This window comes from Citrobacter sp. R4, assembly GCF_026719175.1.
GTDB lineage: Bacteria > Pseudomonadota > Gammaproteobacteria > Enterobacterales > Enterobacteriaceae > Citrobacter_A > Citrobacter_A sedlakii.
The window spans coordinates 104,183-121,613 of sequence record NZ_JAPPSU010000010.1 but is presented as its reverse complement, the minus strand read 5'-3'; the positions used below and the strand labels follow the sequence as shown (position 1 = coordinate 121,613).

16 protein-coding genes are annotated in these 17,431 nt (G+C 54.3%); 8 read left to right on the top strand and 8 right to left on the bottom strand.

Annotated features, from left to right (window positions below):
* Positions 1-40 precede the first annotated feature (40 nt).
* Both yieE and lysP read left to right on the top strand, forming a co-directional pair.
* Positions 41-904: a DNA-binding transcriptional regulator YeiE gene (gene yieE, locus OOJ60_RS18700; protein WP_042284517.1), complete on the top strand. Its 864-nt coding sequence runs from the start codon at positions 41-43 to the stop codon at positions 902-904.
* Positions 905-1,123: 219 nt separating this feature from the next.
* Positions 1,124-2,599: a lysine-specific permease gene (gene lysP, locus OOJ60_RS18695; RefSeq protein WP_205613035.1), complete on the top strand. Its 1,476-nt coding sequence runs from the start codon at positions 1,124-1,126 to the stop codon at positions 2,597-2,599.
* Between the two features lie 96 nt (positions 2,600-2,695).
* Here lysP and OOJ60_RS18690 read toward each other — a convergent pair whose 3' ends face one another.
* On the bottom strand, positions 2,696-4,681 hold the full coding sequence (locus OOJ60_RS18690) for a ligand-gated channel protein (protein WP_042284512.1): 1,986 nt from the start codon (positions 4,679-4,681) through the stop codon (positions 2,696-2,698).
* A gap of 343 nt (positions 4,682-5,024) precedes the next feature.
* The gene (fghA, locus tag OOJ60_RS18685; RefSeq protein ID WP_042284510.1) at positions 5,025-5,861 is read right to left on the bottom strand and encodes an S-formylglutathione hydrolase; all 837 of its coding nucleotides are present in this window, start codon (positions 5,859-5,861) and stop codon (positions 5,025-5,027) included.
* A 307-nt stretch (positions 5,862-6,168) separates the two neighbouring features.
* On the opposite strand from fghA, the gene folE reads away from it, so the two are divergent.
* The 6 genes from folE (at position 6,169) to mglC (ending at position 13,084) form a co-directional block, all read left to right on the top strand.
* Positions 6,169-6,837, top strand: a complete 669-nt coding sequence (folE, locus tag OOJ60_RS18680; RefSeq protein ID WP_042284508.1) for a GTP cyclohydrolase I FolE — start codon at positions 6,169-6,171, stop codon at positions 6,835-6,837.
* A 14-nt stretch (positions 6,838-6,851) separates the two neighbouring features.
* Positions 6,852-8,009 (top strand): DUF418 domain-containing protein YeiB, encoded by a 1,158-nt coding sequence (gene yeiB / locus OOJ60_RS18675; RefSeq protein ID WP_042284505.1) that lies wholly within the window; start codon positions 6,852-6,854, stop codon positions 8,007-8,009.
* Positions 8,010-8,151: 142 nt separating this feature from the next.
* Positions 8,152-9,177: an HTH-type transcriptional regulator GalS gene (galS, locus tag OOJ60_RS18670; protein WP_042284501.1), complete on the top strand. Its 1,026-nt coding sequence runs from the start codon at positions 8,152-8,154 to the stop codon at positions 9,175-9,177.
* A gap of 294 nt (positions 9,178-9,471) precedes the next feature.
* Positions 9,472-10,470, top strand: coding sequence for a galactose/glucose ABC transporter substrate-binding protein MglB (gene mglB, locus OOJ60_RS18665; RefSeq protein WP_042284499.1), 999 nt, complete (start codon positions 9,472-9,474; stop codon positions 10,468-10,470).
* Positions 10,471-10,537: 67 nt separating this feature from the next.
* On the top strand, positions 10,538-12,058 hold the full coding sequence (gene mglA / locus OOJ60_RS18660) for a galactose/methyl galactoside ABC transporter ATP-binding protein MglA (protein ID WP_181822901.1): 1,521 nt from the start codon (positions 10,538-10,540) through the stop codon (positions 12,056-12,058).
* 15 nt (positions 12,059-12,073) lie between these two features.
* On the top strand, positions 12,074-13,084 hold the full coding sequence (mglC, locus tag OOJ60_RS18655) for a galactose/methyl galactoside ABC transporter permease MglC (protein ID WP_042284495.1): 1,011 nt from the start codon (positions 12,074-12,076) through the stop codon (positions 13,082-13,084).
* A gap of 44 nt (positions 13,085-13,128) precedes the next feature.
* Here mglC and OOJ60_RS18650 read toward each other — a convergent pair whose 3' ends face one another.
* The 6 genes from OOJ60_RS18650 to OOJ60_RS18625 form a co-directional block, all read right to left on the bottom strand.
* A complete protein-coding gene (locus tag OOJ60_RS18650; RefSeq protein ID WP_042284493.1) occupies positions 13,129-13,368 on the bottom strand; it encodes a DUF2542 family protein in 240 nt (79 codons plus the stop codon).
* Between the two features lies 1 nt (position 13,369).
* Positions 13,370-14,089, bottom strand: coding sequence for an outer membrane permeability protein SanA (gene sanA, locus OOJ60_RS18645; protein ID WP_042284490.1), 720 nt, complete (start codon positions 14,087-14,089; stop codon positions 13,370-13,372).
* A 195-nt stretch (positions 14,090-14,284) separates the two neighbouring features.
* The gene (cdd, locus tag OOJ60_RS18640; protein WP_042284488.1) at positions 14,285-15,169 is read right to left on the bottom strand and encodes a cytidine deaminase; all 885 of its coding nucleotides are present in this window, start codon (positions 15,167-15,169) and stop codon (positions 14,285-14,287) included.
* 129 nt (positions 15,170-15,298) lie between these two features.
* Positions 15,299-15,994, bottom strand: coding sequence for a CidB/LrgB family autolysis modulator (locus tag OOJ60_RS18635; RefSeq protein WP_042284486.1), 696 nt, complete (start codon positions 15,992-15,994; stop codon positions 15,299-15,301).
* A complete protein-coding gene (locus OOJ60_RS18630; RefSeq protein WP_042284484.1) occupies positions 15,991-16,389 on the bottom strand; it encodes a CidA/LrgA family protein in 399 nt (132 codons plus the stop codon). Before OOJ60_RS18630 ends, OOJ60_RS18635 begins: the two co-directional genes overlap by 4 nt.
* Before the next feature lie 131 nt (positions 16,390-16,520).
* Positions 16,521-17,429: a LysR substrate-binding domain-containing protein gene (locus OOJ60_RS18625; RefSeq protein ID WP_205613034.1), complete on the bottom strand. Its 909-nt coding sequence runs from the start codon at positions 17,427-17,429 to the stop codon at positions 16,521-16,523.
* Between the last annotated feature and the right edge of the window lie 2 nt (positions 17,430-17,431).

Here is a 17,431-nt window from a genome sequence, read left to right as displayed (position 1 = left end):
TTATATATTTATAATTAATCTTTATAAGTGGTAAGCGACCATGCACATTACCCTGCGACAACTGGAAGTATTCACCGAAGTTTTGAAAAGCGGCTCGACAACCCAGGCATCGGTGATGCTGGCGCTGTCGCAATCGGCGGTCAGCGCGGCGCTCACCGACCTGGAAGGACAGCTTGGCGTTCAGCTATTTGACCGGGTGGGAAAGCGGCTGGTGGTGAACGAACACGGGCGATTGTTGTACCCACGGGCGCTGGCGCTGCTGGAGCAGGCCTCGGAAATTGAACAACTGTTTCGCGAAGATAACGGCGCTCTTCGGGTCTATGCCAGCAGCACCATTGGTAACTATATTCTTCCTGCGGTCATTGCCCGTTATCGTCATGACTTCCCGGATTTACCGCTGGAGCTGAGCGTGGGTAACAGTCAGGATGTGATCACCGCGGTGCTCGATTTTCGCGTCGATATCGGCTTGATCGAAGGGCCATGTCACAGTACGGAAATCATTTCGGAGCCGTGGCTTGAGGATGAGCTGGTGGTGTTTGCCGCGCCCTCTTCGCCGCTGGCGCAAAAACCGGTGACGCTGGAGCAGCTTGCCGCCGCCCCCTGGATCTTGCGTGAACGGGGTTCCGGCACGCGGGAAATCGTGGACTACCTGCTGTTGTCGCATTTACCCAAATTTGAAATGGCGATGGAGCTGGGAAATTCGGAAGCCATTAAGCACGCCGTACGCCACGGACTGGGCATCAGTTGCCTGTCGCGGCGGGTGATTGAAGAACAGTTGCACGCCGGTACGCTGAGCGAAGTAGCGGTACCGCTGCCGCGGCTGGTGCGTACCCTGTGGCGCATTCACCATCGCCAGAAACACCTGTCAAACGCGCTGCTGCGCTTTTTACGCTACTGCGAATAACTTCCGCAAGCGGGAGGCGGTCTCTCCTCTATCCGACATCCTCTTCGCGTCCTTAACGAACCGGGACGCGAAATCGTCCTGTCCGGCCTACACTTTAGTGCTTTACTTATAATCCGCGGCCAGTCATGAAGGTCTCTTATAACTGCGCATTTGTGCCGGAAGGATGGCGTTTCGTCTGCTACAATCGCGCCTCATTTTTTGGATGGACAGCATTTTCACATGGTTTCCAAAACTAAAACCACAGAAGCGCCCGCGCTACGTCGCGAACTGAAGGCGCGCCACCTGACGATGATCGCCATCGGCGGCTCTATCGGTACGGGGCTTTTCGTTGCATCTGGCGCAACCATTTCAGCAGCGGGTCCAGGCGGCGCGCTGTTTTCCTATATCCTGATTGGCCTGATGGTCTACTTCCTGATGACCAGTCTTGGCGAACTGGCGGCGTATATGCCGGTTTCAGGTTCGTTTGCCACCTATGGCCAGAACTATGTTGAAGAAGGCTTTGGCTTTGCGCTGGGCTGGAACTACTGGTACAACTGGGCGGTGACGATCGCTGTTGACCTGGTCGCCGCGCAACTGGTGATGAGCTGGTGGTTCCCGGACACGCCCGGCTGGATCTGGAGCGCGCTGTTCCTTGGGGTGATTTTCCTGTTGAACTACATCTCGGTACGCGGGTTTGGTGAAGCGGAATACTGGTTCTCGCTGATTAAAGTGGCGACGGTAATCATCTTTATCATCGTGGGCATCATGATGATTGTCGGTATTTTCAAAGGCACGCAGCCGGTGGGCTGGAGCAACTGGACAACCGGCGATGCGCCGTTTGCGGGCGGCTTTGCGGCGATGATCGGCGTGGCGATGATTGTCGGCTTCTCCTTCCAGGGGACTGAGCTTATCGGTATCGCCGCCGGTGAGTCTGAAGATCCGGAAAAAAACATTCCGCGCGCGGTACGTCAGGTGTTCTGGCGAATCCTGTTGTTTTACGTCTTCGCGATCCTGATTATCAGCCTGATCATTCCGTATACCAATCCGAGCCTGCTGCGTAACGATGTGAAAGACATCAGCGTCAGTCCGTTCACGCTGGTGTTCCAGCATGCGGGTCTGCTTTCGGCGGCGGCGGTAATGAATGCGGTGATCCTGACGGCGGTACTGTCAGCGGGTAACTCCGGGATGTATGCGTCAACCCGTATGCTTTACACCCTGGCCTGCGACGGTAAAGCGCCGCGTATTTTCGCGAAGCTGTCCCGCGGCGGGGTACCGCGTAACGCGCTGTATGCCACCACCGTGATTGCCGGTCTGTGCTTCCTGACCTCCATGTTCGGAAACCAGACGGTCTATTTGTGGTTGCTCAACACCTCGGGGATGACCGGTTTTATCGCCTGGCTGGGGATTGCGATCAGCCATTATCGCTTCCGTCGCGGCTATGTTATGCAGGGCAACGATATTAACGACCTGCCGTATCGTTCAGGCTTCTTCCCGCTGGGACCCATCTTCGCTTTTGTGCTGTGCCTGATCATTACGCTCGGCCAGAACTACGAAGCATTCCTGAAAGACACCATTGACTGGGGCGGCGTCGCGGCAACCTACATTGGTATCCCGCTGTTCCTGATTATCTGGTTTGGCTACAAGCTGGTAAAAGGCTCTCGTTTTGTTCGCTACAGCGAAATGCAGTTCCCCGAACGCCTGAAGAAACCGCGCTAAGCGCTTACCTGTAGGCCGGAAAAGACCGTTGCGTCGCCTTCCGGCAAACAAAAAACCCCGACATATATCATGCCGGGGTTTTTTATGCTCTCAGCCTCAGAAGTTATACGTCAGCCCCACCGTATAGCGACGGCCATCCAGTACCGTGTCATACGTGTCGTAATCGATCTGTTTATCCAGAACGTTATACACCCCGGCGGTCACCAGCAGGTTTTTATTCGCGTTATAGCGCAGGCCAACATCCACCTGGGTATACGACGGCGTGCCCTGCGACATCGAGGTTCGGCTCAGGTATTCAGAGGTTTTACCGCGGAAGTTCACCCGGCTCCAGAAACCCACGTCCTGTGTGGCCTGCCAGTCCAGCGTAGTGTTGAACATATGCTTAGGCATTTTGTTTAACGGTTTGCCAGAAAACTGTCCGCTCTTTTGTTCTGATTCGGTATAGGTATAGTTCGCCGTCCAGTTGATATCGGGGGTGATTTTCCAGCCGAAGGTGGATTCCACGCCGCGCATAGTGGCTTCATCAACGTTGACGCGATCGCTGACAAAATCATACTGGGTGCTGCCGATGGTGCAGGCCGGGTCGGCGCTGCTGTTACAGCGGCGCACTTCGGTGATTTTATCTTTGAAATCGGTATTGAACAGGGTGACGCCTGCGTTAAGGTTTTCACCGTTATCCCACAGCAACGCCAGCTCTTCGCTCAGGCTTTTTTCCGGTTTCAGGTCCGGGTTGCCTACGATGATTCCGTTCAGACGACCCCCGCCGGTGACCTGCCCCCAGCTTGCAGAGGACTGACGCAGATCCGGCGCGCGATAGCCCGCAGATACACCGCCTTTCAACGTCCATTGATCGTTCAGATGCCAGACGCCGTAACCGCGCGGTGTCCAGTTATCGCCGTAGTTTTCGTCTTTATCCATCCGAATGCCGCCGGTCAGCGTGAAGCTGTCGGTCATCGCCCATTCGTCTTCCGCAAACAGCGCCCAGCTCCAGCGGGTGAGTTTGTTCAGACCGTCTGCCGCTTCCAGTTGGTTGCCGTTGTCCGTCAGTTTTTCATAGCGATACTGACCGCCCAGCGTCAGCGTATGCGCCCCGAGGAAAATCTGGTTCTGGTTATTGAAGATGGTGTTATAGGACTTCATCTCACGGCCAGGATTGTTGGTTTCTTCCTGCTGGATGTAGCTGGTGCTGTTGACGTCTTCATAGTAGCCGCTGTGAGTCAGTGAATATGTCGTATGCTCATAGCGGTTTTCGCTTTTGCTGTTCGGTTTGCAGGTGCCATTGCGGCAGGTTTCCGCCGCCATGGATTTACCCGGCGTACTGTTGCGATCCTGAAGCTCGCGGGCAATATCAAAATCGAAATCGTTTTTATCGTCCGGCGTGAAGTTCAGGGTCAGGCCGCCGTTGCGCAGGCGCTGTTCATTATAGCCGTTGACGATCTGGTCTTCCGCGCGGCGAGAGAGCAGGCCGGTCACTTTCGCCCCCAGCAGGCCGTCGATCAGCGGACCGGAGGCATAGGCGTTGGTCTGAAACAGATCGCCGGAATCACTGTCTTCCTGGAAAGTGGCGTCGCCATGCAGCGAGCCGCTCCAGCCTTTAGTGTTGGAGACTTTTTTTGTGATCACGTTAATCACGCCGCCCATGGCATCGGAACCGTACAGCGAGGACATCGGGCCGCGAATCACTTCGATACGTTCGATAGACTCCAGCGGCGGCAGCCAGCCTTGTTCGATACCGGAATTGTCGCTGTTCGGGCGGGTTCCGCGGGTGCTAATGCGTTTGCCGTTGACGAGGAACAGCGTGTACTGCGACGCCATCCCGCGGATGCTGATGTCGCTGCTGCTTCCGCCGCCCGTGACCACGACACCGGGGACGTCTTTCAGCGCATCGGTCACGTCGCGATACGCTTTATCTTCAAGTTGCTGTTTGGTGATAACCGAAATCGACGCAGGCGCGTTCTGAATTTTCTGCTCAAATCCGGTTGCTGTCACCACAACGGTATCCTGATCGGCAGCCTGAACGAGCGATGGGAGGCATGCCGCGCCGACGGCGACAGCGAGAGCCTTAACGTGAGGTATGGTCATTTTGTCATTCCATTAAACGAGTAAAATCCGCTTGTCATGTAAAAGGCCATGACAACTGTATGTATTTGTCTTTTAAGGACTCTTTGCGGTAAAGAAGCGGAAGAATTGTACAAAATAATCAATATTTGTAAACACAAATGATAATTGAAATCATTTGTGTTTAGTTGATTTATAAAGAAAAAGCTTGCAAGTCAACAGGATACGTAAACGTAAATGTGACGAAAAAATGAAGAAAAAAAGGAGATATGACGGGAAAATTGGAGAGGCGCGGCAAGCCCGATAAACAGGAGAGGGCGCGTGCCCCCACCGACGTTGTGCCCGGCGACATAGCCGGGCATGCGCATTATTTCATCAGATGTTCGGCGTGGAACCGCAGATGATCCTCTATAAAGGAGGCGATAAAGTAATAGCTGTGATCGTAGCCCGGCTGAATACGCAGTGTCATGGGCCACGCGGTCTGCCGGGCGGCTTCCGCCAGAACGGCAGGCTGGAGCTGATCGGCGAGGAACTGATCGCTGTCGCCCTGATCGATAAGCGTCGGTATGGCCTCTTCCGGCTTGCTGGCATACATCAGCGCGCAGCTGTCCCATTGTGCCCAGTCGGCTTTATCCTCACCCAGATAAGCGGAAAAAGCTTTTTCGCCCCAGGGCACGCGGCAGGGGTTAACGATCGGCGCAAAGGCGGAAACGCTGGTATATTTGCCGGGGTTCTTTAACGCCAGTACCAACGCGCCGTGTCCGCCCATTGAATGGCCGCTGATCGCACAGCGATCGCTGACGTTGAATTGCGCCTGGATCAGCGCAGGCAGCTCGTCGCGAATATAGTCGTACATGCGGAAATGCGCGGCCCAGGGCTGCTGCGTGGCATTGAGGTAGAAACCGGCGCCCTGGCCGAGATCGTAACCGTCATCGTTGGCGACCGCGTCACCGCGCGGGCTGGTGTCCGGCATGACCAGTACCATCCCCAGTTCTGCGGCAATCCGCTGCGCGCCCGCTTTGGTGGTAAAGTTTTCGTCATTACAGGTTAAGCCCGAGAGCCAGTACAGGACCGGAGGCGGTGTGTTGTCGCGGGGCGGCGGAAGAAAAATGCTGAACGTCATTGTACAGTTCAGCGTGGTGGAGTCGTGTCGCCAGCGTTGCTGCCAACCTTCAAAACAGCGGTGCTCCTCAAGCATTTCCATGCGTGGCTCCTTGTTATGTGATCGGAATGTGTTCGCAAACGCCCCATAATACAGATAATTCATGGTGCTGTGAGTAACTTTCACTTCCGCATTCGGCAAAGATGCCTCATCATTTGCACAACGTATAATTAACAGATTTCCGCAGTCTGTTCTGGCGGCGGAACGAAAGGCAACGACGATTTCAATAATTATCGTTGTGAATACTGGATTATGTGCACGGCCTCACGCACAATAATCGGGCTGTCACACAGCCGACAAACTTTGCCCCACGCAGGGCAGAGGCGCCACACCTGCAGGAGAAAAATTGATGTCATCACTGAGTAAAGAAGCGGCTCTGGTACATGAAGCGCTGGTCGCGCGAGGGCTGGAAACACCGTTGCGCCCGCCCGTGCATGAGATGGATAACGAAACGCGCAAACGTCTTATCGCCGGCCATATGACCGAAATTATGCAGCTGCTTAATCTCGACCTGAGCGATGACAGCCTGATGGAAACGCCGCATCGCATTGCGAAAATGTATGTCGATGAAATTTTCTCTGGTCTGGATTACGCCAACTTCCCGAAAATTACCGTCATAGAAAACAAAATGAAGGTGGATGAAATGGTGACGGTGCGCGATATCACGCTGACCAGTACCTGTGAGCACCATTTTGTGACTATCGACGGTAAAGCGACGGTCGCCTATATCCCGAAAGATTCGGTGATCGGCCTGTCAAAAATCAATCGCATCGTGCAGTTCTTCGCACAGCGTCCGCAGGTGCAGGAGCGCTTAACCCAGCAGATCCTGACCGCCTTGCAGACCCTGCTCGGCACGAACAATGTCGCGGTATCGATTGATGCTGTGCATTATTGCGTGAAAGCGCGCGGCATCCGCGATGCGACCAGCGCCACCACCACCACTTCGCTCGGCGGTCTGTTCAAGTCCAGCCAGAATACGCGTCAGGAATTCTTGCGCGCAGTGCGTCACCATAACTGATCGGGGCAGAGGCTATGGCGCGAAATGTCACGCTGGATGTTGTTCGTGGCGTCGCCGTTCTGGGCATTCTGCTTCTGAATATCAGCGCCTTTGGTTTACCAAAGGCGGCTTACCTTAATCCTGCCTGGTATGGCGAGATTACCGCGCAGGATGCCTGGACCTGGGCTGTACTCGATGTGTTCGCCCAGGCCAAATTCCTCACGCTTTTTGCCTTGTTGTTTGGCGCCGGACTGCAAATGCTGCTGCCGCGCGGAAAACGCTGGATCCAGGCGCGACTGACCCTGCTGGTTTTGCTGGGTTTTTTGCATGCCCTGTTGTTCTGGGATGGCGATATTTTGCTGGCTTATGGCCTGGTCGGGCTGATTTGCTGGCGGCTGGTGCGCGATGCGCCTTCGGTAAAAAGCCTGATGAATACGGGCATTCTGCTGTATCTGGTCGGTATTGGCGTATTACTGCTGCTCGGCGCGATCTCTGACAGCCAAACCAGTCGCGCGTGGACGCCAGACGACGCGGCGCTTCTGTATGAAAAATACTGGAAGGTGAACGGGGGTATGGAAGCCATCAGCAACCGGGTTGACGCGTTGTCCAACAGTCTGCTGGCGCTGGGCGCGCAGTATGGCTGGCAACTGGCCGGGATGATGCTGGTCGGGGCATCGCTGATGCGCAGCGGTTGGCTGAAAGGGCAGTATAGCCTTGCCCACTATCGACGCACCGGTTTCCTGCTGATTGCCGTTGGCCTGCTGATTAATCTGCCTGCCGTGGTTGCGCAGTGGCAACTGGCGTGGAGCTACCGCTGGTGCGCGTTTTTGTTACAAGCGCCGCGCGAGCTGAGCGCGCCGTTACAAACGATCGGCTATGCCGCGCTGCTGTTCGGCTACTGGCCGCAGCTAAGTCGTCTAAAACTCGTATTTGCCATCGCCTGCGTTGGGCGGATGGCGCTGACCAACTACCTGCTACAAACGCTCCTCTGTACCACGCTGTTTTATCAGTTTGGCTTATTTATGCAGTTTGATCGTAGCACGCTGCTGCTGTTCGTCATCCCCGTCTGGCTGGTAAACCTGCTGTTCTCCGTTTTCTGGTTGCGCTTCCTGCCGCAGGGGCCGGTGGAATGGGTATGGCGTCAGTTAACCCTGCGGGCATCAGGAGCGCGCATCTCTCATACATCCGGATAACGATCTGGATCACAATCATTAACAAAACGGATGTAAGCGCTTTCATCCCTGTGACCTTACTCACGTAGCGCTTTTCCTACCGCTGACAAAATAGCCGCCAGTTGTGCAGTGAACCACTGCATTGTCAAACAGGGTAGTGAATATGATCACCATACGTGATGTGGCGCGTCAGGCTGGCGTATCCGTGGCGACGGTTTCCCGGGTTTTAAACAACAGCGCGCTGGTCAGTCCCGATACGCGCGAGGCGGTAATGAAAGCGGTGACGCTGCTGGGCTATCGCCCCAACGCCAATGCGCAGGCGCTGGCGACGCAGGTGAGTGAAACCATCGGCGTGGTGGTGATGGATGTCTCTGATGCCTTTTTTGGCGCACTGGTGAAAGCGGTCGATATGGTCGCCCAACAGCATCAGAAATATGTCCTGATCGGCAACAGCTATCATGAGGCGGAAAAAGAGCGCCATGCGATTGAAGTGCTGATCCGTCAGCGATGTAACGCGCTGATCGTCCATTCAAAGGCGCTGAGCGATCGTGAACTGGGCGAATTTATGGATCAAATCCCCGGCATGGTGCTGATTAACCGTATCGTGCCTGGCTATGCTCATCGCTGCGTCTGCCTGGACAACATCAGCGGCGCGAAAATGGCGACCCGGATGCTGCTGAACAACGGTCACCAGCGGATTGGTTATTTGGCCTCCAGCCACGGTATTGAAGATGACGATATGCGCAGGGAAGGGTGGCTGAGCGCGCTTGGCGAGCAGGGGATAACGCCGCCGGAAAGCTGGACAGGCGTGGGCTCGCCGGACATGCAGGGCGGGGAGTCTGCAATGGTCGAACTGCTGGGGCGCAACCTGCAACTGACCGCCGTCTTCGCCTATAACGACAGCATGGCCGCCGGCGCGCTGACGGCACTCAAGGATAACGGCATTGCTATCCCGCTGCATCTTTCGATCATTGGTTTCGATGATATTCCCATTGCCCGTTACACCGATCCACAACTGACAACGGTGCGTTATCCCATCGCGTCAATGGCGAAACTGGCGACCGAACTGGCATTACAGGGCGCGGCGGGGACGCTGGACGCAACGGCGACCCACTGTTTTATGCCGACGCTGGTCAGGCGGCATTCCGTCGCCGCCCGGCAGAATGCGGTGGTGATCACTAACTCATGACGTCGGCAGATGTAACCGTTTTCAATATGTGAGTAAATTCACAGTATATTAACATTGCCGTCGCTATGATGGCACCGCTTAGCGCAGTGTAACTACGATGTAACCGTGAGTAATCACTTTTAACGAATAAAAGCTGCTTTAAGCAAAATTAAAGCCTACTTCTGGAGCGTTACCGGGCAAGGAAGAACGATTTTTTTAAAAAGAGCCTCGGCGTTCAATTAACACTTCATTAACGTTATGTCCCGCCGGGCATTTATCTGAAGCACTACCCTGCATAATAAAACCGGAGTTACCATGAATAAGAAGGTGTTGACCCTTTCTGCTGTAATGGCAGGCATGTTGTTCGGCGCGGCTGCGCACGCCGCGGATACTCGCATCGGTGTGACAATCTATAAATATGACGATAACTTTATGTCCGTGGTGCGTAAGGCTATCGAAGCAGACGCGAAAGCGGCGCCGGACGTCCAGTTGCTGATGAACGACTCGCAAAACGACCAGTCCAAACAGAACGATCAGATAGATGTCCTGCTGGCGAAGGGGGTGAAAGCGCTGGCGATCAACCTGGTCGACCCGGCGGCGGCTGGCACCGTTATTGAAAAAGCCCGCGGCCAGAACGTGCCGGTGGTTTTCTTCAACAAAGAACCTTCCCGTAAAGCGCTGGACAGTTATGACAAAGCCTATTACGTCGGCACTGACTCCAAAGAATCCGGTATTATCCAGGGCGATCTGATCGCGAAACACTGGGCGGCGAATCAGGGCTGGGATCTGAATAAAGACGGTCAGATTCAGTTCGTACTGCTAAAAGGCGAGCCGGGTCACCCGGACGCGGAAGCGCGTACCACTTACGTGGTTAAAGAATTGAACGACAAAGGCATCAAGACCGAACAGCTTCAGTTAGATACCGCCATGTGGGATACCGCTCAGGCGAAAGACAAAATGGACGCGTGGTTGTCCGGCCCGAACGCTAACAAAATTGAAGTGGTTATCGCTAACAACGATGCGATGGCAATGGGGGCGGTAGAAGCGCTGAAAGCGCACAACAAAACCAGCATTCCGGTCTTTGGCGTGGATGCGCTGCCAGAAGCGCTGGCGCTGGTGAAATCCGGAGCGATGGCCGGTACTGTGCTGAATGACGCCAACAACCAGGCGAAAGCGACATTCGATCTGGCGAAAAACCTGGCGGATGGCAAAGGCGCCGCAGACGGCACCAGCTGGAAAATTGAAAACAAAATTGTGCGCGTTCCTTACGTGGGCGTAGATAAAGATAACCTGGCCGAGTTCTCCAAAAAGTAAGACTGTTGGGCGCGATTGTGATCGCGCCCTTTAATCACGCACTCTGCGAGGCCGACAAGGTATAATTATGGTCAGCACAACGACACCGTCCTCAGGCGAATACTTGTTGGAAATGAGCGGTATCAACAAGTCTTTTCCCGGCGTTAAGGCACTTGATAATGTTAATTTAAAAGTCCGTCCACACTCTATTCATGCATTGATGGGAGAAAACGGCGCGGGGAAATCGACACTATTGAAATGTCTTTTTGGCATCTATCAAAAAGATTCTGGCAGCATATTATTTCAGGGGAAAGAGATCGATTTCCATTCAGCGAAAGAAGCGCTGGAAAACGGTATTTCAATGGTTCATCAGGAATTAAACCTGGTATTACAACGCTCCGTGATGGACAACATGTGGCTCGGGCGTTATCCCACCAAAGGCATGTTTGTCGATCAGGACAAAATGTATCGCGACACAAAAGCGATATTTGACGAACTGGATATTGATATCGACCCGCGGGCGCGCGTCGGGACGCTTTCCGTTTCGCAAATGCAGATGATCGAAATTGCCAAGGCGTTTTCCTATAATGCCAAAATCGTCATCATGGATGAGCCGACCTCGTCGTTAACCGAAAAAGAGGTTAATCATCTGTTTACGATTATTCGTAAGCTGAAAGAACGCGGCTGCGGCATTGTGTATATCTCGCATAAAATGGAAGAGATTTTCCAGCTCTGCGATGAGGTCACGGTGCTGCGCGACGGCCAGTGGATTGCCACTCAGCCGCTCGAAGGGCTGGATATGGACAAGATCATCGCCATGATGGTTGGACGCTCGCTGAACCAGCGTTTCCCGGATAAAGAGAACAAACCCGGTGAAGTGATACTGGAAGTGCGTAATCTGACGTCGCTGCGCCAGCCGTCGATTCGTGACGTCTCTTTTGATCTGCATAAAGGTGAAATTCTCGGTATTGCCGGGCTGGTAGGCGCAAAACGTACCGACATCGTCGAAACGCTGTTTGGTATTCGTGAGAAATCTTCCGGCACCATTACCCTGCACGGCAAAAAAATCAATAACCATAATGCGAACGAAGCCATCAATCACGGCTTTGCGCTGGTTACCGAGGAGCGACGCTCTACCGGTATTTATGCCTATCTGGATATTGGTTTTAACTCCTTAATCTCCAATATCCATAATTATAAAAACAAGGTCGGTCTGTTAGACAATTCGCGGATGAAAAGCGACACCCAGTGGGTTATTGACTCCATGCGGGTAAAAACCCCTGGCCACCGCACGCAAATTGGTTCGCTTTCCGGAGGCAACCAGCAGAAAGTGATTATTGGTCGCTGGCTGCTGACCCAGCCGGAGATATTAATGCTCGACGAACCCACGCGTGGAATTGACGTTGGCGCCAAATTTGAAATCTATCAGTTAATTGCGGAACTGGCCAAAAAAGGAAAAGGGATCATCATTATCTCCTCCGAAATGCCGGAATTGTTAGGGATAACCGATCGTATTCTGGTCATGAGCAACGGACTCGTGTCTGGAATTGTTGATACTAAAACGACTACGCAAAATGAAATTTTGCGTCTTGCGTCTTTGCACCTTTAAGATCAGGGGCTCCTCATGAGTGCGTTAAATAAGAAAAGTTTTCTCACTTATCTGAAAGAGGGCGGTATTTACGTCGTTCTTTTAGTGTTACTGGCAATTATTATTTTTCAGGATCCCACGTTCTTAAGTCTGCTTAACCTGAGTAACATTCTGACTCAGTCCTCGGTGCGCATTATTATCGCCCTCGGTGTGGCGGGGCTGATCGTCACCCAGGGGACAGACCTGTCAGCCGGGCGTCAGGTCGGGCTGGCGGCGGTGGTTGCGGCAACACTATTGCAGTCGATGGAGAACGCCAATAAGGTCTTTCCGGAAATGGCGACCATGCCGATTGCGCTGGTGATCCTGATTGTCTGCGCTATTGGCGCGATTATCGGCCTGATCAACGGCATCATTATCGCCTATCTGAACGTGACGCCGTTTATTACCACGCTGGGTACGATGATTATCGTGTACGGTATTAACTCCCTGTATTACGACTTCGTTGGGGCATCGCCGATTTCCGGCTTTGACAGCGGTTTCTCGACCTTCGCGCAGGGCTTTATCGCGTTAGGCAGCTTCCGGCTTTCCTATATCACGTTCTATGCACTGATCGCCGTGGCGTTCGTGTGGGTGTTGTGGAACAAAACCCGCTTCGGTAAAAACATTTTCGCTATCGGCGGCAACCCGGAAGCGGCGAAAGTGTCTGGCGTCAACGTCGCGCTGAACCTGCTGATGATCTATGCCCTCTCCGGCGTGTTCTACGCGTTTGGCGGTTTGCTGGAAGCGGGGCGTATCGGCTCCGCCACCAATAACCTCGGCTTTATGTATGAACTGGATGCGATTGCCGCGTGTGTCGTAGGCGGCGTATCGTTTAGCGGCGGCGTTGGGACGGTGTTGGGCGTGGTGACCGGGGTCATTATCTTTACGGTTATCAACTACGGTCTGACCTATATCGGCGTTAACCCGTACTGGCAGTACATTATCAAGGGCGGCATTATCATTTTCGCCGTTGCGCTGGACTCCCTGAAGTACGCACGTAAGAAGTAACCGGCAGGACAAAAAAACCGGCGCAGAGCCTCTGCGCCGGTTTTTTATTTAAAGAACACTAACCAGACGCCGACAACCAGCGCGCCAACGGCAACGCCAAAATAGGCGATAACGTAGCTCCAGTAGACGCCCGGTTGCCCGGTCCGCTGAATGATAAGCGGCGTCTGCGAGCCTTTTACCGTTTTTTCTACACTGCCTGCGCGTAGCGCTTTGAGCCCTTCACGAAAGGTCCACAGGACGATCATCAGTACGCCAATGACGATAAAAATCGTTTTATCTTCCATGTTATTTTCCCAGTTTCTTTTGCAATTCCAGCAACTGCTCTGGCGTAACCGCCGGGTAACCCTGCGCGTCATCGGGGATCTGATGCTGTGTCGGGATAGGCACCAGCGGGCCGAGGAAACGCGGTTCACGCTTAAACAAGTACAGGTCCGCCAGCGCGCCAAAGCGTGCGCCAAACTCGCGAACCCGAACCGTCAGCATATCCTTCGGCGACGGGACGGCGTAGCACTGCGCCTGAATGCCCATATGCAGAGCGATAAACAGCGCGCGCTCGCAGTGGAAGCGCTGAGTGATGATAATAAAGTCGTTGGTGTCAAAAACCTTGCGGGTGCGGACAATTGAATCCAGCGTGCGGAACCCGGCATAATCCAGCACGATGTCCGCCGGATCGACGCCTGCGGCAATCAGATCCTTACGCATGGTTCTCGGTTCGTTATAACTCTGCAGGGCGTTGTCGCCGCTAAGCAGCAAATAGTTCACTTTCCCGCTGTTATAGGCGTTGAGCGCGCCCTGAATGCGGTAACGGTAGTACTGGTTGATGACGCCAGCGCGATAATATTTCGCGGTGCCGAGCACCACGCCGACCTGACGATAGGGAAGGTCCTGCAGTTCATCATAAATATAAGGCGCGGTTTTCCAGCTCATCCAGCGGTCAAGGCCGAGCACGGTCAACAGCAGCAAGCCGATCAGGACTAACAGGCTGTAAAAAACGCGCTTTAGCATGAAGAAAACTCGGTAACGGGATGAAATTTCAATCAGGCTACTTTACCCGCCTGCGAAGCGCAAGAAACGGCAGTCTGATTGAAGGGATTTTCAGCAATACGCCCGGGAAAAAACGCGTAACATCCAGGCAGGAAAAAGCAACGGCAATTGTGCGGGAGGGGGACGTTGCTCACGCCGGCCTGGATGATGACAGGTTTATGCTAACAATACGCGGTCGATATTATTGCAGCCCAATGCCTTCAGCGTTGCGGCGGTGGCATCCCACTGAATCAACGAGGCGTCCGCTTTTTCCGCCAGCACCGCCCGCTGAATATCGGCAAAATCATATCCGTTGAGATTCAATAAATTCAGCGCGCCCTGAAGCGGCGGCAGAGTCGGGTTAAACGCCGCATTTTCGGCGTAGCTTCCGCTAAAAATGTTGCCGTCTTTGCACGCCAGCGCCACGCCGCTTGGTGACTGGCTGTAAGGCATATGTGAGCGGTTCGCCGCGGCAACGGCCGCCTGCGCCAGCGCGTCGCCTTCGGCGGAGAAGCCATGATCCTGCTCGTCCATCAAGAGCGTCTTAATGTCCAGATCTTTAGGGCCGAAGGCGTCCGGCAGATAGTCGCGCAGGGTATGCGGTTCGCGTCCTGGCAGATGAATGCGCAGATCCAGCCCGCTGTTCAGTTCATTCATAAACTGACGACAGTGACCACATGGCGTGTAGTTGACAGTGATCGCCGCAAGGCCTTTTTCCCCGCGCAGCCACGCGTGACTGATAGCGCTTTGCTCGGCATGGACGGTTTGCTGCATGGTGGCGCCCAGATATTCCATATTGCCGCCGAAATACCACGTGCCGCTGACGCCGCGCGCAATCGCGCCGACGTTGAAATGGGAGAGCGGGGTACAGGCGCAGGCCGCAGCCAGGGGCAGCAGCGCAAATGCCAGCGCGTCTTCGTCAAGTCCCGTGGCGCTTTTCAGCCACGCGACCTGCTCTGCGGTCAGCAAGGCGGGGAAATGCGTTTCCGCCAGGATCGGCGCCAGCGCTGATTGCAAATTATCCGCAAGTTGGCCAAAGGCAGTGTGAAAACGTGGGTGCATGGCGTTGCCTCAAAATAATGTAATGGGATCGTAGTGTACGGGCCTGCCAGGGCTTTATATGTGATATGAATCTCATTATTTGTGCAACTTATGAAACTTAAATGAAAAATGCGCGACGTATCGCAAATTTTAGCCGGCTACCGCCAGAATGAGCGGAAACAAAAACGGCGCGATCAGGGAGGTGATGATCCCGCAGATCACCAGCGCCAGCGAACTGAACGCCCCTTCCTGATAATCCAGCTCCGCGCAGCGGGCGGTGCCGAGGGCGTGAGAAGCCGTTCCCATCGCCAGGCCACGCGCGGCTTTAGTACGAATACGCATGGCATTTAACAGGGTGTGGCCAAAGACGGCGCCGAGAATACCGACAAATATCACGCAAACCGCGCTCACTGCCGGGATGCCGCCAATGCTGCCGCCCACCGCCATTGCGATTGGCGTGGTGACGGATTTTGGCAACACCGACGCGGCAATTTCCGGAGTTGCCCCCATCAGCAGCGCAACCGAGGTGCCGGTCACCATCGCCACAACGCTGCCGACAAAGCAGATGGTGATGATGGATTTCCAGCGGGCGCGGATTTGGTGCAACTGTTCATATAGCGGATAGGCCAGCGCCACGACCGCCGGTTGCAGCAGATCGTTTAACACTTCACTGCCTTTGAAATAGTGATCGTAGGGAATCCCCGTAAGCAGCAAAAACGGAATGATGACCACCATCGCCACCAGCAGCGGGTTCAGCAACGGAAACTTAAAGCGCGCCGCCAGCTTCCGCGCGGCAAAAAAGACCGCTAAGGTCAGCGGCAGCGACCACCAGATATAGGCCATCATTCTTTTGATCCTTTCTGTCCAACCACTTTACGTTCACCGTGAACCAGGTGCGAACTCCAGCTGACCACCAGAAAAACCACCAGCGTACTGATGGCGCACGAGACCACCACCGGGCCAAACTGCGCGCGCAGTAAGTCAAAATACTGCATCACGCCCACGCCAATTGGCACAAACAGCAGCGCCATATAGCGAATCAGGACATAGCAGCCAGGATTGACCCATTTAGCGGGGATGATTTGTAGCGCCAGCAGGACAAACAGGATCAGCATGCCGATAATGCTGCCGGAAATGGCGACAGGAAGCAGAGTTGCAATAAAAATGCCCGCATACAGGCAGGCATAGATCAGCACGAAAGCGCGTAAATATTGCCAGATGATATTCAGTGTCTTACTCATGGGATACGCCTTAAATGAGATGGATTCATCATACAATTAAACGTTAAAACGTGCTACCGATCACATCATGAATTCTTAGCATACTGAGGATAGACAACGGGAACATCGTGCCATGTTCTCCTTTCGTCGGGCTAGACCTGTGTCAAAAAGTGCAGAAAGCGGCTGAGCGCCGCCGAAGGCGTTTCGTTGTTGCGCCAGAACACGCCGACGCTGCCTTTCTGCTCTATCTTCGGCAGGTTCAGGATCACCAGTTGCTCCTGGCTGGCATAGCGCTGCGCCAGCCGTAAAGAAAGAATAGAGATCATGTCGCTGCTTTGCAGCAGGTTAGTGCTGACGTTCATGGATGCCGATTCAATGGTGTTTTCTGGCAGCATCACGCCGTTATCGACCAGCGCGTTATCAATGCTGATGCGGATGGGCGTCCCCGTGGGCCAGACGATCCAGCGCCAACTGGCGAGATCGTTCCAGGAGAGGCTGGCATGGCTGGCCAGCGGGTGATCCGGCCGCGCAACAAAGCAGACGGGTTCGGTATACAGGACCTGATAGTTCAGCGGAAGCTGGAGCGCCCGCCCGCCAACCCGGCCAACCACCACATCCACTGACCCCGCCAGCAGATCGTGCAGCAGCGGCGTCATCACTTTTTCTTCGATGTTGAGGTGCAGCGTCGGCATCTCGCTGAGCAAACCGAGGATCGCCTGTGACACACAGTCAGTCGCCACCGGCGAGCAACCGATTTTCAGGCTGCCGACCAGACCACCGGCCTTAAAGCGGGCAATTTCATACTGGGATCGCTCCATGTCGTTGATTAAGCGCTGAGCATGCTGCAACAACAATTTGCCGCCTTCGGACGGGCGCAGGCCTTTACTGTGACGTTCGAAGAGCGTGATCCCTATCTCATCTTCGAGCTGTGACAACCATTTCGACAGCGCGGGCTGGCTGATATTCATCATTCGCGCCACCTGCGTGAGATTGCCTTGCTCGCCCAGCGCCATCAGCGTTTGCAGGTGATGAAGTTTCAATTTCTGCGCCCAGTTTGCCATCC